A 22,559-nucleotide genomic window follows, 5' to 3' on the forward strand; every position below is an offset into this window, starting at 1 on the left:
TGCTGAAAGGATGCCCATGATCTTTCAAGTTTCCGAATAATACTGCCTGATCTGTCTGCAAACGGCGTCTGTCTGCGTGCAGGGATGGATGGGGGTTTCATCGATGATGATGGCGACGTGATGGGGTTTTTTCAGGGCGGCAGATTGTGCAATCACGTCGGCTGCGCGAAACAGGGTAAATATATACTGCTCATGCCCGGAAAGGGCGCTGATGTCATATTGCGTGACAGATGTATCCGGCGCTTCATCGATGGACGCTTCCCGAAACAGATTGGTCTTTTGCAGGTGCTGCAGCATGGTGGCGAATTCGCGAAGCGCGTCGGTGTCGCGGGATGGCATGGGCATTTCTTTCAGCGGCATGGCGGCCAGTGCCTGGGCGTAGTTCAGCAGGGCGGCGGTCATGGTGCCGAAGGCGGTATCGATGGCATCCATCCTGTCTGCGTATCGTGCCGGAACACCGGATTTTCTGTCCAGGAATGAGGCTTTCCGGTTGATCAGGGTGCTGATCTCTCCCAGGCGGTTGTAGTGATCGAGCACTTCGTGCAGCAGTACCGATTCGTTGACGGCATTCGTCAGATCCGTCAGTGCCTGATTCGGGGTTGTGGCGGCATCACCCGTGTCAGGCAGGCAGTCGGCCAGAATGGCAAGAATGTCCTGTGTCTCCGCAGTGCCGTTCTGGCAGGCCGTGGTCAGGGCCACCAGAAAATGCTCCAGCCAGATCATCTGCGCTGGCTGGTGTCCCCGCATGTCGAGGGACAGCCCCGGGGTGCCGGATGTATCGATGGTGATGATCCGTGACGCCGCCAGCGATACCGGATGGCCCGTGGAAAAAACATGAAAATGCACCGGAGCCCTGTCGTTCTGTCTTTTGATGTCCGAGATGATGGCGGCAATTCTTTCGGCTGGCTGATGGGGCGCAGACGTCTCGTCGTCGTGATGCGGTATGCCGTGGGCGGCATCGAGCCACAGGGCAGCCTGTTCGGTCTGGCGGTTTATGCGGTACAGGTAGGTGGGTGTGTAGCCCCAACGTCTGGCGGCGTCGCTGATGCTCCATCCCCGGGCCGCAAGCACCTGGCCGAGCGGGTGGTCGGTGGCTGGCGTTCTGCCGGGGGCTCTGTCGGGACGAAGGGGGGGGCGGGACGTGGTGGTGGTCTGCCTGGTGCCCTTTGTGGCGTCGGTCTGTTTTCTGTGGGTGGCCTGGGTCAGAAGCCCCTTGAGTGTCGTCGTGCTGGTGGTCTTCGTCATGCTGTGTGCTGCGCTGGAAGCGTCGGGGAGTTGGCCGGTATTCTGGATGATAGGGTGTCGACGAGGTTGATGTGATGTTGGCGATGTACATCGCCAACATATACGACTATCTGCGCCATATGTTGATTTACGGAAAGACATTGACCGTGGTGTTTACGAAAGCTACCATCTGGCCATGGGTTCAGTCACAGGGAGAAGGAGATCGCCATGGCACGGCAACGCGACACGATCACGGCGGATAACGGTCTGACGAACGGCCTGGAGCCCGGGGAGATGCCCCGGGATGCCACGACGGAGCACCGCCTGACGCTCAGGGAAGCGTCCCGGGACGGGGATGGCAATGTCAAACGGGGGGAGGAGGTGTACAGGCTTGCGCCGGACATGCTGGCGCTCAATCAGGACAATGTCCGTGACAGCTACGAATCACAGCGTGCCATTGCCCATATCGAGGGGCTTATGGCGGCCTATGAAAGAGGGGACTATGTGCCGCCGCTGCTGGTGCAGCCGGTTGCAAACGAAAACGGTCAGTATGTGATCATCGACGGGGCGCACCGCAAGATCGCTGCAGACCGTGTGGTCAGGGAACGGGGGCTCAAGCTGCGGCTCAGCTGCATGGCTTTCCGTGGCAACAGTACCGAGCAGCTGATGTACATGATGACATCGGCCAAGGGGCTGGCGCTGGACGAGATCGAAAAGGCCAGGGCGTGCAGAAAACTGGTCAACCGGGGCATGAGCCGGCAGGAAATTGCCTCGGCCATGGGGGTGACGGTGACCTGGGTGGACAGCCGTATCCTGCTGGCCGATGCAGAACCGGAGGTTCATCAGGCCATTCGCGATGGTGTCATCGAGGCATCCGTTGCCATCGGGATCGTTCGTGAATCCGGCATCCGGGCCGCGCAGGTCATCCGCAGGCTGGCCCAGAAGGCGAGGCAGCAGGGACGCCGGCGTGTGACCGGCTCCGTGGTCAACGGCCCCCGGCTTTCTCCCAAAACGGCAAATGCGCTGCTGGACTCGCTCAGAACCGCCTATGAGCAGCTCGACGACGAGGTGATCGGAAAGGTTAGTGACTGGGAGGCACAGCTGAAGTCCGAGGACATGTCCGATGACGAGCTGAAAAACACGCGCATCGAAATCAGTGGTGCCGCGCTGATGCAGCTCGTTCGGGGATGGGGTGTCGTCAGGGCCTTTGAAGAGCAGCAGCAGATCAAGGAAGAACGCCGCATCAGGCGGCTCGAGGCCAGGGAGCAGGAGAAAGCGGCCAGCCAGCATACCGGAACCGGGGAGCGGGAAGCGCCGGAAAATCATCATGCCGGGGTCACGGAACGGGCAGGGCCGGGAAACCATCATGCCGGAGTCCGGGACAGGGAAGAACCGGCAGGCCATCACACGGGTGACGGTGCCGAAGAGAATGATATTTTTGGTGTGGTGCCGCTGGCTGCGCACCAGAGGTCCGGGCAGGCCATGGCGCTGCACTGAACGTCATGGGCGATTTCGACAGGTGGCTGGCTGCCATGCAGCGTCTCGTACGCGGCAAGATCGAGCTGATGAGACAGGCGGGGCATCCCGCATCCATGGCTGGCGTGACGGATGATGCCGGACGGATGGCCTCGGAGCTGGTGACGAGTTTCGTCTATCTGGGCGATGAAATGGCCGTTCTCTGTGGCCTTCGGGGATTTGGCCTCGAGTACCAGATCCATGGGACGGGGGATGATGTAACGATTCATCCCATGCCCGGACAGACGCCGCCTGCGGCCATGCTGTCTGCGCCGTTCCTGTCGTGGGTTGTGGAAAATGGTGTGCTGCAGCACGGCCACGACATGGGCGTGATTCGCAGAATGGCAGCCGCCAGCCTGATGGCGCGTGACAATGGGGGGCCTGCGGGCATGCATGGCGGCGCCCATGAACCGCCATGTGAGACGCCCTGAGTGAACAGGGGGTTAGTCAACGAAAAAAAGGGGTTGACCAGTGTACCGGGCGCTGGTGAACTGAACGATAATAATGGCATATGGGCTGGGTGCAATCGATTTGGCATTTTTACAACAGCCCCAGGAAGCAGAGGTTCATGAACAAGCCCGGAAACAGGCCGTACACGGAAGGCATGAGTTTTCCTCCCCGGTCCATGGTTGAAATCGATGATGTGGCAGGCGCGCGGCGTACGGTGCTGGTCCGGCTCAATGCCATGACCTTCTCGGAGCGTGGCATGCAGGATGGGGCAACGCCGCGGGCGCTGCATCCGGTTCTCGGACCACGGTTACTGGGTACGTTCTGGGAACACGTAAGCCGCAACGGCCTGCAGGGGGTTCTGGATGCCGCGGTGGGCTATCTGCGAAAGACCGGGCAACACGATGTGGTGGCCGATCCGGTGATGCTGCCGAAGATGATCCGCGCGCTGGAGCAGGGCGGCAATCCGGGCGATATCACGGAGAAGCGGCTGAAGGATGCGCTGGATGGGGTTCGCCGTGATGAGCAGGCCGTCCGGTCTGCCGAGCGATTGATGATGCAGTATCTGGATGACCTGCGGAGGGATGTGCGCCCGGACGCCGGCAAGATCATGCGTGCCGGGAAAAATGATCGCGTCGGTGAAACGCCTGGCGAGAACCTGGGCGATGTCAACCGGCTCACGCCCTGAGCCTGACGCGCCCTGTCTGCCTTTGGTGGCACCTTCCTGAGCCTGATGTCCCTTATCTGCCTTTGGTACTGCCGTTTCCGGTGTTGTCTTCCGGTGGTTCGAAGCTGAATGCTTCGGGCATTTTGGGTTTGGCCTTGATTTCGTAATGCTCGGTGCGCAGGGGGCCGCGAAACGGGTTGTTCTGCTGCTCCGGATCGAGCCGGTAGCCGTTGGGCTTGAGCCATCTGTCGGCCCTTTTTGCCCAGTACCGGATGGATTTGGGAACCGAGCGCACACCGTTGGCGCACACGATGTATGAACGCCCGGATTCGGGACGGATGGACAGGTCACGCGTGCCGATCTGCCGGTGATAGACATTGTCCAGACCGGGAGAGAGCTGCGCGACCCGGCCGACCGTTTCCATGTTCTGGCCTTCGAAGTGTGCGCTGTATTCGACGAATGGTCCGTAGTCGTCCGAATTCGTTTCCACCGCAATCGTGCTGACGGGCTGGTCGAATACCCATATGGGGGACGGCAGTGTGTATGTGGCGCGCTGGTCGTCGGGCGTCAGGCCGTGTGTGACGGTATGTCCCTGCAAGGTGTGGACCCATGACTGAATGTCGTCGGGAGAGGCGTTTTGCCTGCATTCCAGTGCACGGCTGAGGTTTTGGGTGGCGTGCGCGTTCTGGGTGTCCCTGTCGGTGCTGGCGCATGATGCGACGAGCACGGAGGTCATGGCGAGGGAGAGGGAAATACGGGTCATGATGGGCACGCGGTGGCAAATAGATGCAGACGGGGCGGGCCGCCTGTTTTGATCCATGGACGGGTGGGGCACTCACGCCTCCCTGATCACCTCATCCACCGCCCTGCGCTCGGAACACGGCCGGGGTTTTGCATACCCCAGCCGCATCAATATTTGCGGATACCGGTTATGTGCAGAAAATCCGACGCCAATCCGCTCCCGCAGGAAGGGCACTTCGCACGGCTGGTTCAGATAGGCATGGGCAATGCCGTGCTGCGTGAGCAGCAGCAGGGTGCGCTGCAGGACGCTGCCGGTTTCGATCCAGTCGGGGCGCGTGTCGCCGCCGGTGCTCAGCAGCATCAGGTGGGAGGAGGAGGCAATTCTTTTGCGCTCGGCCGTGTTCAGAATCTCGCCGTGCAGCGAAAACCGGATGATGGGGCGGGTGATCCACTCCGGCAGGCTGGGGGCGCCCATCACGGCGTAACTCAGCCCGTCCCGGGTTCGTTCGCTGTGACTGCGGTTGTAGCGGATCCACGAAAGCAGCTCCTGCTTGAAGGGGGCGTCCTTCATCTGGGCGGTGTTGCCGGCCAGGACGCGCTCGGTCAGGCGGGCATGCTCGGGGGTGCCGTGCGTCCATGTCCGGATGTGTACGCGGCTGGTCTGTGTGGCTGCGATGATGCTGTCGAGCAGCGTCTGGGGAATGGACCGGCCATCGTAGGTGGCGCGGTTGGTCTGGCGATGCGGGATCTGTTCGAACAGGGGATCTGGCGTCACGCCGTCCTGCCGGGTCAGGGAAATGACGATCTCGCCCGCGTCGCTGACCCGGGTGCTGCAGGTGTAGCCCTGGTGGCTGGCGGCAATGCGCAGGTTTTCGGCGGCGCAGCCCAGGCTGATGAAAAGCTCGCGATCATCCGGATCGACCACGGGCAGACGCCGGCCGGGATCGGGGCTGATGGTGATGTGATCGCTGCCAACGGTAAATAACCACGGCTGGGTGTTGTGCCCCGAGGGAGCCCGGACCGCATGGGCGATCATCTGACGGAAATCGTTCAGGCTCATGGAACATCTACCTCCTCGTGGTTCCGTCGGGTTCATTCTGCCATCTGCCCTTGGGGAGCCTCTGCAAAAGTCCTGCGGCACTTTGGCTTCCATGCTCGGGCGATCCAGTGCGTTGTCATCTGTCGGCAATAGCTCTGCTATTGCCGACAGGGCGCCTTCCGGCTCATCCCGATCCTGGGTCCAAAGCGCTCGCAGACTTTTGCAGAGGCTCCCTGGCGCGTGTCAGGGACTCACCATGGCACGCCATGATGATTCAGCAGGGAAATTTACTACGAAGCGATGGCTTTACAGGGGAACGTTTGTTCTGTGATTTGTTCCAAAACATGCCAATCATCGACATGTTGTTCGGTTTCGTGATGACGGCATGAATATGATAGCCTGCCCGCTTTGATCAGCGAGAAGAAGAGGGACAGGATCATGCCAAGAAAACTTGGAGCCGACACGAAAGCATACAACCTCGGGCGTCTGGAAGGGGCCATCGAGGTTCTGGATGATCTGGGTATTACCTGGGAATCCCATTCTGCGCAGATGCTCAAATGGGCGATCGAGGACATGGAGATGCGGGCCAAATCCGGTCTGGGCATGCTGCGGCGGGGTACGGCGGCTTTCTATCTGACCGATCGGCATTTCATTGCTCTGGTCTGTGAGGAAGATTTCTATTCCCTGGATGTGCGTCGCCTGGTGCCGGAGTGGCGCCGTGTGGTCGAAGACGAAGTGGGCGAGCAGCGCTCTGGCCGGTGGTTCATTACCCACGACGGGCATGAGCTGGCACAGAGTCCCCTGGGGCGGGACAGTGCGTATGACGCGTTGCATGGCCACCTGCTGCGGTTGCCGAAGGATGACGGGGCGGACGAGGAGGGCTTCCCCCTGGAGCTGGTGTTTGCTGCCATGGACGAGGAGACCGGTCAGATGGATGAGGAGCCCGAACTGCGCGGCATGTTCATGGTTTCCGAAGAACGTGGCCTGAGCATGATCGCGGCGCGTGACGATACGGTGCTGCTGGCGGATCTGGTCGATCAGGGGTTTGATGGCTGGATGCCGGTTGAGCGGGAGGAGCTGGTGCTTCAGTAGTGGGGCACGGCACGCGGCAGGGGCGCGCGTTTGCCACCTGGCCAGCCACGACCGCCAGCTACCAGCCACCGGCCACCGCCTGCCGGCTGGTGCTGTACACCCCGGTGCGTCATTTTCTATAACGGCCTGTCCAAACTTTTCGGGGCGGTCTGCCCTGCGCGGGGGCGTGTGGTGATGCACGGTCTGCGCAGGGTGCTGCTGCGCCTGCATCATGAAGCATATCGGGGCTGTGCTGTCGGGGTTGGTGGTCGTGCTGGCTGCGGGTTTTTCCGGGCAGGCGGAGGCCGCCATTCATCAGTGCCGTGAGGGTGGCCGGATGACCTATCAGGCGCTGCCGTGTGCCGGTCAGTCGGCCGATCTGGGGGTGAAGGGCAGGCGGGGGCACGGCCAGGCGCTGGATGAGGCGCAGGCGCTGGCCGACGAGCTGTGGACGGGGTTGACGGCGGGGATGCCCATGGCGGCGGTGCGTGGCGCCATGCCGGAGCTGACGCAGGTGGCGCGGTCCCGGATGCGGCGTTTCGAGTCGGGGGCCATTGCGCTGCTGGAAAAGAAGGTGGTGGTGGCGGGTGAGGATTTTCTGGCGCAGTATCTGTTCCTGAACGGCGGTTTTCATCAGGTGTGGCTGTCCCAGTTACCTTCGCCGCAGCCGGATGCGGTATCGAAACAGGCATTCGGCAAGGTGGCCCGGCTGCTGGCGCGTCTGTGGGGCGATGCGCCGCGCGAGAATTCCCCGGTGCAGGTGACGCCCGGCGAGGGGTTGTTCGGCGCGCGGTTCTGGGTGGATGCCGGAGGCTACGCGCAGGGCTGGGTGCTGCTGAAGGCCGCGCCACAGCAGGAGGGTCATTCACAGCTGACCTTTGGCTACTGGCCAAAGGGCGCGCAGGATTACGAACAGCTCAGGGCCAGCGGGCGTGAGGTGGGGCAGCTGGTGGTGGGCAATGAATGACGGCAGGCAGCGCGGCCACTGGGGGGCGCCACCGGCTGCGTGATGGCTGGCGGTGCGATGGTGTCATGTGAGGCGTTGGGTCGCAGACGATTGAGCGGGGCTTGCTGGCCCGGTCATTCCTTTTTCCCGTTCCGCCTTCCCGGGCAGGGTTGCTGGAAGAGCTGACGGGTTTCGAGGCGGATGGCGGTGAGGCTGCCGCCCCAGACGCAGCCGGTGTCCAGCGCGATGAGGTCGGGCTGCAGCTTCAGGCCCAGCGAGGACCAGTGGCCGAAGATGACCGGCCGGCCGGCGGAGCGGCGGTTGGGGGCCAGGAACCACGGGATCAGCCCGTCGGGGGCGTTTTCCGGTGACTCGGTGCATTTGAACTCCATGCGGCCGTCGGTGTGCAGGTAACGCACGCGGGTCAGGCCGTTGACGATGCAGCGCAGGCGGTCGTCACCGCGCAGGTCGTCGCTCCAGCGGTCGGGTGTGTTGCCGTACATGACGGTCAGGAAGTCCTGCCAGTGGGGGCCGGCCAGCACCTTTTCCACTTCATGGGCGAGGTCGCGGGCCTGGTCGTATTCCCATTCGGGCAGCAGGCCGGCGTGCACCATCAGGAAGTCGCCCTGGCGCAGGGCCAGGGGCCGGGTGCGCAGCCAGTCGATGAGTTCGGCGCCGTCGGGGGCCTTGAGGATGGGCTCGAGGGTGTCGCCGGCGCGGGGGCTGCGGATGCCGGCAAACTGGGCCAGCAGGTGCAGGTCGTGGTTGCCCAGCACGGTACGGGCGCGCAGGCCCAGTTTGCGGATCTCGCGCAGGGTGCCGAGGGAGTCGGGGCCGCGGTTGACGAGGTCGCCGCAGAACCAGAGGGTTTCGGTGGGGGCAGGGCCGATTTTCCTGAGCAGCTGTTCTAGGGGCTGGCGGCAGCCCTGCAGGTCTCCGAAGGCCAGTGTCACGGGGGTTCCTGTTGGTTGGGGGAGGGGGAGATCAGTGCCTGCGTTTGCGCCCGCGGCGGCCCCGGGAGGCCTTGCCGCGTGGCGCCGGGCGGGCAGCGGTGGTGGTGCTGTCGTTGCAGCCTTCGTCGCTGGCTCCGTCTTCGCTGCCTGTGCAGTCGTCGCTGGTGCCGCTACAGTCTTCGTGGTCGTCTGACCCGTCTTCGGTGCAGGGAGCGGCTTCTTCTGCAGGGTCGTCGGCGCAGGGGATTTCGGCGCAGGGACCTGCACCCGTGCTGGCGTCAGAAGCGGCTGCAGTGGCATCCGTCAGGGCCGAGGAGATCTCTGCCGTGGCGGTGGTGTCGTTGCTGGATGCCGTCTTGCCGGGTTCTCCGGCGGTGATTTCGCGGGGGGCAGCTGTTTCCGTCGTGGAGTCTGCCGTGGGGGCTGCGGCCCGTGTGCCGGCAGGCGTCCGTGTGGCGCTTTCTTCGTCGTGCTCCGTGCCGTGGGTGGCCACCTGGGCCAGGCGTTTCAGGCGGGCCAGCAGGTCGTCGTTGTCGGGCAGCAGGGCGGCCAGTTCTTCCTGCGACTGTACCTCGTCGTCCTGACGGCTTTCGGCCAGGAGGGCCGCAGCCATCGTGAAGCTGGCGGCTGCCGGCGACAGGGCCGGGCGGGCAGGCGGTTTGGCGGGCTGTGACCCGGCAGTGGGACTGGCCGGGGATGTGTCGGTCGCGTTGCTGGCCATGCTGCCGGCCTGGGTGATGCCGGTCGTACTGCTGGCCGTGTTGCCGGTGGATGCAGGGCTGGTCGTGTTGCCGGGTGGTGCAATGCTCGCGTTGCCGGCCATGCTGCCGGCCTGGGCGGCGGTGCTTGCAGCGCTGGTCATGCTTTTGGCAGGCGCGCCGCCGGCCATGTGGCTGGTGGGGGCGTTCGAGAGGTCTCGCTCCGGCATTTCCGCCAGGAAATCGGCCGGGGTGCTGACAGTCATGGTCTCAGGGGCGCTGGCCGGGAGGTGGATGGCCCCGGTTGCCTGGGCAATGGCCGGGATGTCTGCCGGTGTCCCGGAGGTTCCTGGCAGCGGGCCGAACGGAGCGGCCGGCCGGAAGCCCGCGGTCGTCGATGCCAGGGCGGGCTGTACCCGGGGGGCTGGCCGGGACGGCTGGAACGGTTGTGCCGGTGCCGGCTGGACGCCGGGGGCGCCTGCGGCCTGTCTGGCCGTCACGGGGGCCGTTTTGGGCGTGACCGGCAGGCCCGCAGCTGTCGCAATGGCTGCACCCGTCTCTGCCGCCGCGTCTGCCGCAGCGGCAGCACTGGCTGGCATGGCTGCTGGCAAGGCTGCACCGGGGATGATGACCGGCTGTCTGTCGCTCTTGCCGGCCGTGAGGGACGCAGCAGTGATTCCTGCAGGTACCGGCGTGCGGGCGGGCGGGATGCTCGCGCCCGGTGCATCGGTGGCGGCGGGGGCTGTGTCGCCTGCGGGCTCGCTGCTGTCATCCGGGGTCGGGTTGTGCAGCGGCGCCGGGCGGTACTCGGGCACCCACAGGCCCAGCATCTGGCGCACTTCGGCGTCACCCACCGAACCGTTCGATTCCAGCCAGCGGCGCACCGAGATGTCCCAGCTGGTGCCGGGCGGGTCGATGGGGCGGGAGACGCGCAGTTTGGGGTGCGGGGTGGGGAGTGTCTTTTCGTTGTCGGCCAGCAGCTCCTCGAAGAGTTTCTCGCCCGGGCGCAGGCCGGTGAAGGCGATGGGGATCTCGGCCTCGGTGTAGCCGGACAGGCGCACCATGGTGCGGGCCAGGTCCACGATGCGGATGGGCTGGCCCATGTCGAGCACGAAGGTCTCGCCACCGCGTCCCATCAGGCCGGCCTGCAGCACGAGCTGGGTGGCCTCGGGGATGGACATGAAATAGCGGGTGATGTCGGGGTGGGTGACGGTGACGGGGCCGCCGTTGGCGATCTGTTCGCGGAACTTGGGGATGACGCTGCCGCTGGAGCCCAGCACGTTGCCGAAGCGCACGAGCACCATGGGCAGGGTGGCCATGCTGTGCTGGTACTGCAGGATCATCTCGGCCAGCCGCTTGGTGGCGCCCATGACGTTGGTGGGGTTCACCGCCTTGTCGCTGGAGATGTAGACGAAGCGTTCGATGTCGAAGCGGGCCGCCACGTCGGCCAGCATGCGGGTGCCGAGGGCGTTGTTGCGCACGGCCTGCCAGGCGTTGTTTTCTTCCAGGATGGGAACGTGCTTGTAGGCGGCGGCGTGGTAGACGATGGCCGGCCGGTGGTGCTCGAAGATTTCTTCGAGGCGGGCGCGGTCCTTGATGTCGCCGACGACGGGGACGACCTTCTGCTGCGGGAAGGTGCGTTTCAGGTCTTCGGTGATGCGGTAGAGGGCGAATTCGCTCAGCTCGAAGATGATCAGCTCGCCCGGCTTGAAGCGGGCGATCTGGCGGCAGAGTTCGGAGCCGATGGAGCCGCCGCCGCCGGTGACCAGCACGGACTTGCCCTCGATCATGTGGCGCAGGCCACCGGTGTCGAGGCTGACGGGGTCGCGGCCCAGCAGGTCGTCCACGTCCACATAGCGGATCTGCGAGACCTTGACCTGCCCGCTCATCAGCTCCTGCACGTCGGGGATGACGAGCAGCTTGATGTGGGCGCGTTCGCACATCTCGAACACACGGCGGCGGGTGGCGTGGTTGGTGGCGCCCACGGCCAGCACGGCGTGCTTGCAGTTGCTGTCGCGGGCGATCTGTTCGAGCTGCTCCCAGTTGCCCAGGATGCGCACGCCGCCCAGCTGTCGGCCGACCTTGTTGGGGTTGTCGTCCAGCACGCCGATGACGTACCAGTACGGGTTGCGGTTGAGGTCGTCGATGAGCGAGAGGGCGGTGTTGCCCGCGCCCAGCAGGATGACGGGCTGGGGTTCGACGCCCTTGGTGCCCATGGCCTTTTCCTTCCACCAGCGGTAGAGCAGGCGCCCGGTGCACATGAAGAGGATGAGCAGCAGCGGGTCGAGGAAGTAGATGGAGCGGGGCACGCCCAGGCCGTTGCGCAGCAGCAGCAGCAGGATGGGGATGATGATGCCCGACACCCCCACCGACAGGGCGATGAGCCGCATGTCGTGGATGGAGGCGTAGCGCCAGATGCCCTGGTAGAGCCCGAAGTAGACGAAACACCCCACCTGTACGGCCAGCGCGACCGGCAGGGTCTGGAACAGGATGATCTGCGTGGCGTGGTCCAGCTCGAAATTCCAGCGCAGCGAGAAGGTGAATGCCCAGACCAGTGCCGCCACGACGATGTCGTGGCCGATGGCAATGAAGGTCCGGGGATTGACGTTGAACAGTCTCATGTCGGGAAACGGGCTTGGCGCGGCTGGCGCGGAACAGGGCCGCCGGGTGGGGCGGTACGCATGGCAGGGCCGGTCGGGACGGGAATCAGGTTCCCGCCGGTTCCGGCCGGCCTGCACCCAGCAGCCAGGCCAGCAGGACGAGTGGCACATAGGCCAGCAGGACCATGCTCATGCCGGCACCGGGCAGCAGGCGCGCCAGGGCGGCCAGCGGCAGAAGCCAGAAAACATTGATGAGGCAGTATACAAGCGTGACCCGGGCGTGACTGCCGAAACGCCGGGCAAGCCGCTGGTAAAGGTGGCTGCGGTGCGGATCGCCCGGGCGCTGGCCCGACAGGATGCGTCGCATGAGGGTCACGGTGGCATCGGTGATGAACAGGGCGCCCAGAATGAACCAGCTGGCGGGCGGGACGCCATGGATAACGTGGGCCACGCCGTCGGGGTTGACGGGGCGGGTGAGCTGCTGCTGCGTCTCACCCAGCCAGATCATGGCCTCGATGACGGCCAGGATGAGGATGATGTTGCCGAGAAACAGGCTGCCGGCGTCGCCCATGAAGATGCGGGCGGGCGCCCAGTTCCACATCAGAAAGCCGGCCACGGCCGCCGCCACGATCAGGCTGGCGGTGGAGAATGGGTCGGTCATCAGGTTCTCGAGATGCAGGCAGGCCAGCAGGCCGTCGGTTGCGAAGAGCTGGCCGGCGGGGCCGTTGGGGGAGCAGTGCAGCGGCGCGGTGTCGGGGACGGTGCCGAGCGCCGACACGAAGCTCAGACTGCGCAGCAGGACGGCACCCAGCAGCATGAAGAGGGCCTGGCTGGCGGCGATGCCGTCGATGCCGTCCATGAAGTTGTAGAGGTTGATCCACCAGACGCCGGCCAGCAGCAGCGCCGTGAAGACCAGTCCTGTCAGCAGCAGGGGAAGGAAACTGTGGCCACTGGCGAAGGCCTGGCCGAGCGGCAGGGACATGCCGGGCATACCCAGCCGCCCCAGCACCTGCCAGAGCTGCTCCACGAGGAACCACAGATTACCCATGCCGCCGATGAGGACAAAGGCGCTGCCTAGCAGCCAGGCCACCGAAAAAAGCTGGAAGCCCAGCCGCAGTTTGATGGAGAGGCCGCGGCGGTCGTCCTGCAGGCCCAGCAGGCCGAGGACGAAGGCCGGGGTGAACAGGATGACCGCCAGGCCGCCCAGCCCGGAAATGCCCCGCAGCCAGCCTATGTCCTGGTGCAGCATCAGGGCCCACCAGGAGGGGGCGGCGGCCGTGCCGGTACCGGCTGACATGGCGCCGGACGAGGCCGTGCCTGCCGGTGCGGTGCCGGTCGTGGGAGCGCCTGTCACCGGGCCGCTGGCCGCTGAAGCGGCCGGCGCCTGTGTGAGCGAGGCCTGGTAGGGATCCGGCGCGTCCAGCAGCCGGGGAAGGGCAAAGGCGGCCAGCGCCAGCAGCAGCGCGCCGGCCAGGCTGGCCGCCACGATGGCCGCGCCGCCCCCCCGTGGCGTGATGCGGGTATGGGAGGAGCGGGCGTTGGGCACGTCCTCCAGGCCCCAGCGCACGGCATGGCGGATGATCAGGCCGGTCCCGGCCCAGGAGAGCGCCAGGGTCGCTGCGAGAATCAGCAAAAGCGTGATGGAGGTCACCTAATACTTCCTGCGGATGGGGGTGAATACACGGGGGCAAGCGGGCAGACCGCTTATACTCCCCAGATTATGCGCCCGTCGGATGGCGCCCCCGTTCATATTGCAAGGATACTGAATACATGATTCTCGTGACAGGCGGTGCCGGTTTCATCGGCTCGAACTTCGTGCTGGACTGGCTGGCTGGCAGTGACGAGCCGGTAGTCAACGTCGACAAGCTCACCTATGCCGGCAACCGGCAGAACCTCGCCTCGCTGGACGGCAATCCCAACCATCACTTCGAACAGGTCGACATCTGTGACCGCGAGGCCATCGATGCGCTGCTGGCCAAGTACAAACCGCGCGCCATGGTGCACTTTGCGGCCGAAAGCCACGTCGACCGCTCCATCCACGGCCCGGCCGCCTTCGTGCAGACCAACATGGTGGGCACCTTCACGCTGCTGGAAGCCGCGCGCCAGTACTGGAACGCCCTGCCCGCGGGCGAGAAGGACGCCTTCCGCTTCCTGCACGTGTCCACCGACGAGGTGTATGGCTCGCTGGACGCCTCCGATCCGGCCTTCACCGAAACCACGCCCTACCAGCCCAACAGCCCGTATTCGGCCAGCAAGGCCGGTTCGGACCATCTGGTGCGTGCCTACTTCCACACGTACGGCATGCCGGTGCTGACCACCAACTGCTCGAACAACTACGGGCCGTATCACTTCCCCGAGAAGCTCATCCCGCTGGTCATCACCAACGCGCTGGCCGGGAAGAACCTGCCCATCTACGGCGATGGCAAGAATGTGCGTGACTGGCTGTTCGTGAAGGATCACTGCAGTGCCATCCGCCGTGTGCTCGAGGCCGGCAAGCCGGGTGAGACCTACAACGTCGGTGGCCACAACGAAAAGACCAACATCGACATCGTCCGCCAGATCTGCAGGCTGCTCGACGAAATGAAACCCGATGCGGCCGGCTCCTACGAGCGGCTGATCACCTTCGTGAAGGACCGTCCCGGTCACGACCGCCGCTACGCCATCGACGCCGCCAAGATCGGCCGCGAGCTGGGCTGGGCGCCGGCCGAAACCTTCGAGACCGGCATCCGCAAGACGGTGCGCTGGTACCTCGACAACCAGGACTGGGTGGCCAACGTGCAGTCGGGCGCCTACCGTGACTGGATCGAGCACAACTACCAGGATCGCAAAGGCTGAGGAGAACCATCATGAAAGGCATCATTCTGGCCGGAGGTTCCGGCACCCGGCTGTATCCGGTGACGCAGGCTGTGTCCAAGCAGCTGCTGCCCATCTACGACAAGCCGATGATCTACTACCCGCTGTCGTGCCTGATGCTCTCGGGCATCCGCGACATTCTGATCATCTCCACGCCGCAGGACACGCCGCGCTTCCAGCAGCTGCTGGGCGATGGCAGCCAGTGGGGCATCTCGCTGTCGTATGCCGTGCAGCCCTCGCCGGACGGGCTGGCGCAGGCGTTCATCATCGGCGAGTCGTTCATCGGCAGCGACAGCTGCGCGCTGGTGCTGGGCGACAACATCTTCTACGGCCACGCGCTGGGTGAGGATCTCGCCCAGGCCGGCCGCAACGAGAGCGGTGCCGTGGTGTTTGCCTACCGCGTGCACGACCCCGAGCGCTATGGCGTGGTCGAGTTCGACGAGGCCGGCCGCGCGGTCAGCCTCGAAGAGAAACCGGCCAAACCCAAGAGCCGCTATGCGGTCACCGGCCTGTACTTTTACGACAACCAGGTGGTGGACATCGCCCGCAACCTGAAGCCCTCGGCCCGGGGCGAGCTGGAGATCACCGACGTGAACCAGCACTACCTGAAGGCTGGCCAGCTCAAGGTCAAGACGATGGGCCGTGGCTATGCCTGGCTGGATACGGGCACGCAGGAGTCGCTGATCGAGGCGTCGATGTTCGTGCGCACCATCGAGAAGCGCCAGGGCCTCAAGATCTGCTGTCCCGAGGAAGTGGCCTTCCGCAAGGGCTACATTTCGGCCGAAGAACTGGCCAGACTGGCAGAGCCGCTGAAGAAGAGCGGCTATGGCCAGTACCTGCAAACCATCCTGACCGAACGGATTTTCTGAGAACGGGTTACCAGATGAAGCGAATCGATACCGCCCTGCCTGATGTCTTCCTGATCGAGCCGAAGGTGTTCGGCGACAGCCGTGGCTACTTCTACGAGAGCTACAACCAGAAGGTCTTCGACGAAATGGCCGGCTCCCATGTCGAGTTCGTGCAGGACAACCAGTCCCGTTCGACAAAGGGCGTGCTGCGTGGCCTGCATTACCAGATCCAGCAGGCGCAGGGCAAGCTGGTCCGTGTGCTGGAAGGCGCCATCTTCGATGTGGCGGTGGATATCCGTCGTGGCTCGCCCACCTTCGGCAAGTCGGCCGGCTTCATCCTGTCGGCCGAGAACAAGCGCATGGCCTGGATTCCGCCCGGCTTTGCCCATGGTTTCCTGTCGCTGGAAGACGGTACGACGGTGGCCTACAAGGCCAGTGATTTCTACGCACCGGCGCACGAACGCTCGCTGCTGTGGTCCGATCCGGTGCTGGGCATCGACTGGCCGCTGGAGCAGGTGGGCGGCGCCAGTGTCGTTCTGGTGTCCGACAAGGACAAGGTAGGCAAACCATTGGCTGAGGCCGAGGTATACGAATGAAGTTTGTAGTCACAGGCACTACCGGGCAGGTCGGCTGGGAGCTGATCCGCGCCCTGCAACCGCTGGGCGAGGTGGTGCCGGTCTCCGTCGATGAGCTGGATCTGACCGATGCCGAGGCCACCCGCGCGCTGCTGGATCGCGTGCGTCCCCATGTTGTGATCAACCCCGCGGCCCACACGGCCGTGGACAAGGCCGAAACCGAACAGCGCGAGCTGGCGAAGGTGCTCAACGCCGACGTGCCGGCCACGCTGGCCCAGTGGTGCAAGTCCAATGGCGCACTGCTGGTGCATTACTCCACCGACTACGTGTTCAACGGTGAGGGTACCCGCCCCTGGAAGGAAGACGACACGCCCGCGCCGCTCAACGTCTACGGCGAAACCAAGCTGGCCGGTGAGCAGGCCATTCAGCAGAGTGGCTGTGCGCACATCATCTTCCGCACCTGCTGGGTGTATTCGCTGCATGGCGGCAACTTCCTGAAGACGATGGTGAAGCTGGCGGCCGAGCGCGACCATCTGAAGGTGGTGGCCGACCAGATCGGCGTGCCCACGCCGGCCTCGTTCATTGCCGACGTGACGGCCGAGGTCATCCGCCGCCGCAGCTGCGATCCGAAGCTGGCCGGCTGGTCGGGTATCCTGAACCTGGCACCGTCGGGCGAGACCTCCTGGTATGGCTACACCCAGGCGGGTCTGAAGCTGCTGCACGAGGCCACGCTGGCCGCCGGCAGCAACACGGCGGCCCGGCCGCGGCCCGAATGGCAGGTGCATCGCCTGCCCACCATCGAGCCGGTGCCGGCTTCGGAGTTTCCGATGCCGAGCAAACGGCCCAGCAACTCGCGGCTCGACCTCTCGCGCATCGAACAGGTGTGGGGGCTGAACATGCCTGCCTGGGATGTGCTGTTGCAAACGGTACTGCGCGATGCCTGAGCACCCGGAAGCAGGCTGATGCGACAAGCGGGGCGCCTGATTTTCGGGCGCCCCGTTTTTGGGAAGCTCTGCAAAAGTCCTGCGGCACTTTGACGCTCATGCCCGGGCGATCCAGGGGGCTGTCGTCTGGCGGCAATGGCACGCCTGTTGCCGGCAAACGATGCCTTCTGGCTCATCCCGATCCTGGGGCCAAAGTACGCCGACTTATGCAGAGCTTTCCTTGTATGGTCGCGTAATGTTTCTATATGATCAAAAATGTATTCGGATCAGAAATAATGTATGAAAGTGTGTTGTTTTTGGAAAGGTGCAACGCTTTCCTTGTGCTTCATGCGGACCGGATCCGGATAGTTGTGGCAAAGTGTGACGCCCAGCGTCCTCTGTTACGGCGTCGCCTGCGTTTTCAGTGGCTTTCTGTGAGGCGTACCCCGCAGCGCGGGGGCCTCATTACGCCAGCACGTGGAGCCTTCGAAGGTTCGCCGACTGGGTCCTTTTCATTCTCCCCCTTCCACTTCGGCTGGCGCTGATCTATGTGCGGAATAGCAGGATACTTTGAACCCGGGAAACGGGCCTCCTCCGAACAGTTGTTACAAATGGCGAGTGCCATCGTCACCCGGGGGCCGGACGATGCAGGGGCCTGGGTGGATCCGGACACGGGGCTGGGGCTTGCGCACCGGCGGCTGGCCATCATCGACCTGTCGCCGGCAGGGCATCAGCCGATGCAGTCGGCCTCGGGTCGTCTGGTCATCGTTTTCAACGGCGAGATCTACAACCATCAGGCCCTGCGCGAGGAACTGGAGAAGCAGGGCAGGGCACCGGCCTGGCAGGGCCATTCCGATACCGAGACCCTGCTGGCGGCCTTCGACGCCTGGGGCGTGGAGCAGACGCTCAAGCGCACCATCGGCATGTTTGCACTGGCCCTGTGGAACCGGCACGACCGCTCGCTCACGCTGGCACGTGACCGTCTGGGCGAGAAGCCGCTGTATTACGGCTGGCAGGGGCAGGGAGGGCGCGCTGCGTTTCTGTTCGCGTCCGAGCTGAAGGCCATGCGCGAGCATCCGTCCTTCGCGGGCGAGATCGACCGGGGGGCGGTGTCGCTGCTGCTGCGCCACAACTGCGTGCCGGCGCCCCATTCCATTCACAAGGGTATTGCCAAGCTTCTGCCGGGGCATTATCTGACCCTGTCCCCGCAGGATCTGCAGCACCAGAAGCTGCCGGCTTCCGTGCCGTACTGGTCGCTGGCCGGGGTGGCGCGCGCCGGTGTGGCGGCGCCGTGGAAGGGCACGGACATCGAGGCGATCGCCCAGCTCGACGGGTTGCTGGGCAGCGCCGTGCGCCAGCAGATGATGGCCGATGTGCCGCTGGGGGCCTTTCTGTCGGGCGGGATCGATTCGTCGACCATCGTGGGGCTGATGCAGGCGCAGTCATCGCGGCCGGTGAAGACCTTCACCATCGGCTTTCACGAGGCGGGTTTCAACGAGGCCGAGCACGCCAAGGCGGTGGCAAGGCATCTGGGCACCGAGCATACCGAGCTGTATGTACAGCCTGAGCAGGCCCTGGCGGTCATCCCCAGCCTGCCGCACATGTACGACGAGCCGTTTGCCGACTCATCGCAGATTCCCACCTTCCTGGTGTCGCAGCTGGCCCGCCAGCACGTGACGGTGTCGCTGTCGGGCGATGCGGGCGACGAGCTGTTCTGCGGCTACAACCGCTACCAGATGACGCAGCAGCTGTGGGGGCGGATCAGTTCGCTGCCGCTGCCGGTGCGCCGCCTGATGGCCAGCATGATGACCACGCTGTCGCCCGACCAGTGGGACCGCGTGGCCGGCCGTCTGCCGGTGATGTCGGGGTATGTGAACCTGGGCGAGAAGCTGCACAAGAGCGCCGGCGTGATGGACGCCCGCTCGGTGGAAGACCTGTATCTGGGTTTTGTCAGCCACTGGCGCGACCCGGCCTCGATCGTGATCGGCGGGCAGGAGCCGCCCACGCTGGTGACGGGCAACCGTCCGGAGCTGCCGGGGCTGGACGGCGTGCAGCAGATGATGGCGCTGGATGCGCTGACCTATCTGCCCGACGACATTCTGGTGAAGGTGGACCGTGCCTCGATGGCGGTATCGCTGGAGAGCCGGGTGCCGATGCTCGACCACCGGGTGGTGGAGTTTGCCTGGCGGCTGCCTCAGAACCTGAAGCTGCGCGATGGCCAGAGCAAGTGGCTGCTGCGGCAGGTGCTGTACAAGTACGTGCCGCGTGAACTCATCGAGCGGCCCAAGCAGGGCTTTGCGGTGCCCATTGCCGCCTGGCTGCGTGGGCCGCTGCGCGACTGGGCCGAAAACCTGCTGGACGAGTCGCGCCTGCGCCGGGAGGGTATTTTCGAACCGGCGCCGGTACGCCAGAAGTGGCTGGAGCACCTGTCCGGCAAGCGCAACTGGCAGCACTGGCTGTGGGACGTGCTGATGTTCCAGGCCTGGTCGGAGCTGCAGGACAGGCACTGAGGGGCGTGGGGCCGGCGCGTCTGCCGGTTCCGTCAGCTTCCGCCGTTCTGCATCCGCCGCAGCCCTTCCTCGAGGGGGACGGGCGGCGTCCAGCCGAACTGCCGGCAGAAGCGTTGGTTGTCGACCGCCAGGGTGCCGGCCAGGCGCTGCCATATGCCGGGTTTGCCGATGAGACGGGTCAGGCCGGCCATCAGGCCCGGGGGCACGTCGAGCAGCCGTACGGGCCTGCCGGCGGCATCGGCCATGGCGCGGATCAGGGCTGGCGTGGACACGGCCGGGCCATCGCTGAGGTGGTAGAGACCGCCGGCCCGCTCCGGGTGCGCCAGAATCTGCAGGATGGCATCGCACAGGTTGTCGATGCCCAGGAAACTGCGGGCGTTGTTCACCCGGCCCAGGGGCAGCGGCAGGCCGCTGGCCGCCAGTTTCTGCAGGGCGGCAAAATTGGCCTTCACGCCCGGGCCGTAGACCAGCGGCGGGCGGATGGTGGTGATGCGCAGGCGCTCGCGTCCGCTGGCCGTGTTTCTGTCCGGGGGGGCCGCAAAGGGGGCCACGGTGAAGGCGGGCAGGGGGTCCGGCAGGGCCAGCAGGCGTCCGCCGTGGTTGATGCTCAGGCGCTGCAGGTGGCGCTCGGCGGCGAGCTTGGCGTAACCGTAACAGTCTTCGGGGCGGGGGGGATCGTCCTCGCGCAGCGGGTGCCCCGGGGTGGACCATTCACCGGCAGCCTTGATCGAGCTGAGAAAGATCATCTGCTTCACGCCGGCCCGGGCGGCGGCCAGGGCCAGCTGGCGCGGGCCGCGCACGTTGACGCGCCAGAGCTGGCGCTGGCTGTTGCGGTTGGCGTCGAGCGGCACGTGTGCAATGCCGGCCCCATGCACGACGGCCACGGCCCCGGCCAGCAGCGGCTGCCAGTCGGCCCCGGCATCCACGCCCGGGTGACGCACGAGCTGCAGGGCAGGGGCCGTGGATTCTGCCGGCCATCCGTCAGGCCAGTTCCGGCGCAGCTGGTCGGGATCGCGGGTGACGGCACGGACGGCATGGCCAGCGTCGAGCAGCTGGCGCACGAGGTGTCGACCGATGAAACCGGCAGCGCCGGTCACGACCACACATCCGTGGGAGGGCGGGGGCTTGCTGATCGGGTCTTCCATGGTGGAAGATTGTATATTCTGTGACTGGCGGAGGCGCTCCAAACACGGAGGGGCCGGAAGGCCGTTTCACCCGTCTGGCGCAGAATATGTCAGGCTGTGCACGCTTTCGTCTGCCGGTGTGGCAGAGGCAGGGGCTTTTACCGGATTTACCGGTTTTTGGCCCTTTGCAGCGCTTTGGCGCATTTTGCAGCTGCTGGGCTCCACCTTTTTTCTGCACGTCCGTTTCCAGCATTGCCTGGCTTTTGCGTCGCCCGGCTGTTTCTCTTCCTGTTCGTTGCCTCTTCTCTCGCCGTCCACCGCCTTTCATTCCTGCCTCCGAGGATCCTCCCATGACCCGCGTTTCCCTCCCTCCTGCCCAGGCGCCTGCCGTGTCGCCGGCCATCTTCAAGGCGTATGACATCCGCGGCATCGTGGCCACCGCGCTCACCGAAGAGGCGGTATCGGCCATCGGGCTGGCGCTGGGGGCGCGGGCCCGGGCGGCCGGCATTCGCGAAGTGGTGGTGGGCCGTGACGGGCGCCTGTCGGGGCCGGCCCTGGCATCGGCGCTGGCGGCCGGGCTGTGTGCGGCGGGGGTCGATGTGATCGACATCGGCATGGTGCCCACACCGGTGGTCTACTTTGCCACGGTGCTGACGGGCTGCGGTACCGGGGTGGCGGTGACGGGCAGTCACAACCCGCCCGAATACAACGGGCTGAAGATGATGCTGGGCGGCAGCACGCTGCACGGCGACGACATCCGCGACCTGGCCGCCAGCATTGCCGATCCGGCCCGCTATGCGGCGCTGTTTGCGCCCACACCCGGCCAGCTGCGCACGCGGGACGTGGTGCCCGACTACATCCAGCGCATTGCCGGCGAGGTGAAGCTGGCCCGCCCGCTGAAGGTTGTGGTGGATGCCGGCAACGGCGTGGCCGGGGCGGTGGCTCCGCAGCTGCTGCGTGCGCTGGGCGTGACGGATCTGGTCGAGCTGTACTGCGAGGTGGACGGGCACTTTCCCAACCATCACCCGGATCCGGCTCACCCCGAAAACCTGCAGGACCTGATCCGCGCCGTGCAGGCCCATGGGGCCGACGTGGGCCTGGCCTTCGACGGTGACGGCGACCGGCTGGGTGTGGTGACCCCCAGTGGGCAGATGATCTTCCCCGACCGGCAGCTGATGCTCTATGCCGCCGATGTGCTGGAACAGCATCCGGGGGCGACCATCATCTACGACGTGAAGTGCACCCGCAATCTGGCGCCCTGGATTCGCGAGCGTGGTGGCGAGCCACTGATGTGGCGCACCGGCCATTCGCTGGTCAAGGCCAAAATGAAGGAAACCGGTGCCAGACTGGCCGGCGAGATGAGCGGGCACATCTTCTTCAACGATCGCTGGTATGGCTTCGACGATGGCCTCTATACGGCCGCGCGGCTGCTGGAGATTCTGGCGCGCGTGGACGACCCGGGGGTCGTGCTGGAGGCGCTGCCCGATGCCGCCAGCACGCCCGAGCTGAACATCGCCCTGGGTGAGGGCGAGAACGCCGGCGTCATCGAGGCGCTGCGCCAGCACGGTACGTTTGACGGCGCAACGGATATCATCACGATTGACGGTTTGCGGGTCGAATATCCGGACGGATTCGGTCTGGTCCGTGCGTCCAACACCACCCCGGTGCTGGTGCTGCGCTTCGAGGCCGATACGCCGGCGGCGCTGGCCCGCATCCAGCAGAGCATCAGGGCCGCACTGCTGGCCGTGCGCCCCGGGCTGGTGGTGCCGTTCTGAGTCCTGTCCGTCCTCCTCCCGGCTTCTTCCCTCCCTGCACGTCTCCGCCC

At 65.2% G+C, this 22,559-nt stretch carries 18 protein-coding genes; 11 read left to right on the top strand and 7 right to left on the bottom strand.

Features of this window, described 5'->3' with window-relative positions; genetic code table 11:
- Positions 1 to 24: 24 nt before the first annotated feature.
- Positions 25 to 1,245, bottom strand: a complete 1,221-nt coding sequence (locus tag EHV23_RS13450) for a hypothetical protein (protein WP_125096516.1) — start codon at positions 1,243 to 1,245, stop codon at positions 25 to 27.
- A gap of 207 nt (positions 1,246 to 1,452) precedes the next feature.
- On the opposite strand from EHV23_RS13450, the gene EHV23_RS13455 reads away from it, so the two are divergent.
- From EHV23_RS13455 to EHV23_RS13465, 3 genes are all read left to right on the top strand, one after another.
- Entirely contained in the window at positions 1,453 to 2,721 is a 1,269-nt protein-coding gene (locus EHV23_RS13455; protein ID WP_125096517.1) for a ParB/RepB/Spo0J family partition protein, read from the top strand.
- Positions 2,722 to 2,756: 35 nt separating this feature from the next.
- Positions 2,757 to 3,170, top strand: a complete 414-nt coding sequence (locus EHV23_RS13460) for a hypothetical protein (protein ID WP_203229010.1) — start codon at positions 2,757 to 2,759, stop codon at positions 3,168 to 3,170.
- A 137-nt stretch (positions 3,171 to 3,307) separates the two neighbouring features.
- Positions 3,308 to 3,874, top strand: coding sequence for a hypothetical protein (locus tag EHV23_RS13465; RefSeq protein WP_125096519.1), 567 nt, complete (start codon positions 3,308 to 3,310; stop codon positions 3,872 to 3,874).
- A gap of 52 nt (positions 3,875 to 3,926) precedes the next feature.
- Here the strand turns inward: EHV23_RS13465 and EHV23_RS13470 are convergent, their stop codons facing one another.
- On the bottom strand, positions 3,927 to 4,616 hold the full coding sequence (locus EHV23_RS13470) for a hypothetical protein (protein WP_125096520.1): 690 nt from the start codon (positions 4,614 to 4,616) through the stop codon (positions 3,927 to 3,929).
- A gap of 72 nt (positions 4,617 to 4,688) precedes the next feature.
- Positions 4,689 to 5,654 carry an Acg family FMN-binding oxidoreductase gene (locus tag EHV23_RS13475; RefSeq protein ID WP_125096521.1) on the bottom strand — a complete coding sequence of 322 codons (966 nt, stop codon included), beginning with the start codon at positions 5,652 to 5,654 and terminating at the stop codon, positions 4,689 to 4,691.
- 417 nt (positions 5,655 to 6,071) lie between these two features.
- Here EHV23_RS13475 and EHV23_RS13480 point away from each other — a divergent pair, with 417 nt between their 5' ends.
- Together EHV23_RS13480 and EHV23_RS13485 are read left to right on the top strand one after the other, a co-directional pair.
- Entirely contained in the window at positions 6,072 to 6,725 is a 654-nt protein-coding gene (locus tag EHV23_RS13480; RefSeq protein ID WP_125096522.1) for a hypothetical protein, read from the top strand.
- A 211-nt stretch (positions 6,726 to 6,936) separates the two neighbouring features.
- Positions 6,937 to 7,671, top strand: coding sequence for a hypothetical protein (locus tag EHV23_RS13485; RefSeq protein ID WP_125096523.1), 735 nt, complete (start codon positions 6,937 to 6,939; stop codon positions 7,669 to 7,671).
- A gap of 113 nt (positions 7,672 to 7,784) precedes the next feature.
- Here EHV23_RS13485 and EHV23_RS13490 read toward each other — a convergent pair whose 3' ends face one another.
- The 3 genes from EHV23_RS13490 to EHV23_RS15350 all read right to left on the bottom strand — a co-directional run bounded on the left by EHV23_RS13490 (position 7,785) and on the right by EHV23_RS15350 (position 13,552).
- A complete protein-coding gene (locus tag EHV23_RS13490) occupies positions 7,785 to 8,603 on the bottom strand; it encodes a symmetrical bis(5'-nucleosyl)-tetraphosphatase (protein ID WP_125096524.1) in 819 nt (272 codons plus the stop codon).
- Between the two features lie 31 nt (positions 8,604 to 8,634).
- Entirely contained in the window at positions 8,635 to 11,922 is a 3,288-nt protein-coding gene (locus EHV23_RS15645; RefSeq protein WP_203229011.1) for a polysaccharide biosynthesis protein, read from the bottom strand.
- Between the two features lie 85 nt (positions 11,923 to 12,007).
- Positions 12,008 to 13,552, bottom strand: a complete 1,545-nt coding sequence (locus EHV23_RS15350; protein WP_158615983.1) for an MraY family glycosyltransferase — start codon at positions 13,550 to 13,552, stop codon at positions 12,008 to 12,010.
- A 119-nt stretch (positions 13,553 to 13,671) separates the two neighbouring features.
- Between EHV23_RS15350 and rfbB the strand changes: the two genes are divergently transcribed.
- From rfbB to asnB, 5 genes are all read left to right on the top strand, one after another.
- Positions 13,672 to 14,736, top strand: a complete 1,065-nt coding sequence (gene rfbB, locus EHV23_RS13505; protein WP_125096525.1) for a dTDP-glucose 4,6-dehydratase — start codon at positions 13,672 to 13,674, stop codon at positions 14,734 to 14,736.
- Positions 14,737 to 14,747: 11 nt separating this feature from the next.
- Positions 14,748 to 15,623, top strand: coding sequence for a glucose-1-phosphate thymidylyltransferase RfbA (gene rfbA, locus EHV23_RS13510; RefSeq protein WP_125096526.1), 876 nt, complete (start codon positions 14,748 to 14,750; stop codon positions 15,621 to 15,623).
- A 14-nt stretch (positions 15,624 to 15,637) separates the two neighbouring features.
- Positions 15,638 to 16,198: a dTDP-4-dehydrorhamnose 3,5-epimerase gene (rfbC, locus tag EHV23_RS13515; protein ID WP_125096527.1), complete on the top strand. Its 561-nt coding sequence runs from the start codon at positions 15,638 to 15,640 to the stop codon at positions 16,196 to 16,198.
- The gene (rfbD, locus tag EHV23_RS13520; protein ID WP_125096528.1) at positions 16,195 to 17,121 is read left to right on the top strand and encodes a dTDP-4-dehydrorhamnose reductase; all 927 of its coding nucleotides are present in this window, start codon (positions 16,195 to 16,197) and stop codon (positions 17,119 to 17,121) included. Before rfbC ends, rfbD begins: the two co-directional genes overlap by 4 nt.
- 527 nt (positions 17,122 to 17,648) lie before the next feature.
- Entirely contained in the window at positions 17,649 to 19,610 is a 1,962-nt protein-coding gene (asnB, locus tag EHV23_RS13525; protein ID WP_125096529.1) for an asparagine synthase (glutamine-hydrolyzing), read from the top strand.
- A 32-nt stretch (positions 19,611 to 19,642) separates the two neighbouring features.
- On the opposite strand, the gene EHV23_RS13530 is transcribed toward asnB, so the two are convergent.
- Positions 19,643 to 20,755: an NAD-dependent epimerase/dehydratase family protein gene (locus tag EHV23_RS13530; protein WP_125096530.1), complete on the bottom strand. Its 1,113-nt coding sequence runs from the start codon at positions 20,753 to 20,755 to the stop codon at positions 19,643 to 19,645.
- Positions 20,756 to 21,084: 329 nt separating this feature from the next.
- Between EHV23_RS13530 and EHV23_RS13535 the strand changes: the two genes are divergently transcribed.
- Entirely contained in the window at positions 21,085 to 22,509 is a 1,425-nt protein-coding gene (locus EHV23_RS13535) for a phosphomannomutase/phosphoglucomutase (RefSeq protein ID WP_125096531.1), read from the top strand.
- Positions 22,510 to 22,559 lie beyond the last annotated feature (50 nt).

It is taken from the genome of Lautropia dentalis (assembly GCF_003892345.1).
GTDB classification, from domain to species: Bacteria; Pseudomonadota; Gammaproteobacteria; order Burkholderiales; family Burkholderiaceae_E; genus Lautropia; species Lautropia dentalis.

Bases quoted from the DNA above. Each gene is read 5' to 3' on its own strand.
- EHV23_RS13535 (WP_125096531.1), top strand. From the start codon at position 21,085: ATGACCCGCGTTTCCCTCCCTCCTGCCCAGGCGCCTGCCGTGTCGCCG.
- EHV23_RS13485 (WP_125096523.1), top strand. From the start codon at position 6,937: ATGAAGCATATCGGGGCTGTGCTGTCGGGGTTGGTGGTCGTGCTGGCT.
- EHV23_RS13455 (WP_125096517.1), top strand. From the start codon at position 1,453: ATGGCACGGCAACGCGACACGATCACGGCGGATAACGGTCTGACGAAC.
- EHV23_RS13530 (WP_125096530.1), bottom strand. From the start codon at position 20,755: ATGGAAGACCCGATCAGCAAGCCCCCGCCCTCCCACGGATGTGTGGTC.
- EHV23_RS13480 (WP_125096522.1), top strand. From the start codon at position 6,072: ATGCCAAGAAAACTTGGAGCCGACACGAAAGCATACAACCTCGGGCGT.
- rfbB (WP_125096525.1), top strand. From the start codon at position 13,672: ATGATTCTCGTGACAGGCGGTGCCGGTTTCATCGGCTCGAACTTCGTG.
- rfbD (WP_125096528.1), top strand. From the start codon at position 16,195: ATGAAGTTTGTAGTCACAGGCACTACCGGGCAGGTCGGCTGGGAGCTG.
- EHV23_RS13470 (WP_125096520.1), bottom strand. From the start codon at position 4,616: ATGACCCGTATTTCCCTCTCCCTCGCCATGACCTCCGTGCTCGTCGCA.
- asnB (WP_125096529.1), top strand. From the start codon at position 17,649: ATGTGCGGAATAGCAGGATACTTTGAACCCGGGAAACGGGCCTCCTCC.
- EHV23_RS15645 (WP_203229011.1), bottom strand. From the start codon at position 11,922: ATGAGACTGTTCAACGTCAATCCCCGGACCTTCATTGCCATCGGCCAC.
- rfbA (WP_125096526.1), top strand. From the start codon at position 14,748: ATGAAAGGCATCATTCTGGCCGGAGGTTCCGGCACCCGGCTGTATCCG.
- EHV23_RS13450 (WP_125096516.1), bottom strand. From the start codon at position 1,245: ATGACGAAGACCACCAGCACGACGACACTCAAGGGGCTTCTGACCCAG.
- EHV23_RS13465 (WP_125096519.1), top strand. From the start codon at position 3,308: ATGAACAAGCCCGGAAACAGGCCGTACACGGAAGGCATGAGTTTTCCT.
- rfbC (WP_125096527.1), top strand. From the start codon at position 15,638: ATGAAGCGAATCGATACCGCCCTGCCTGATGTCTTCCTGATCGAGCCG.
- EHV23_RS13460 (WP_203229010.1), top strand. From the start codon at position 2,757: ATGCAGCGTCTCGTACGCGGCAAGATCGAGCTGATGAGACAGGCGGGG.
- EHV23_RS13475 (WP_125096521.1), bottom strand. From the start codon at position 5,654: ATGAGCCTGAACGATTTCCGTCAGATGATCGCCCATGCGGTCCGGGCT.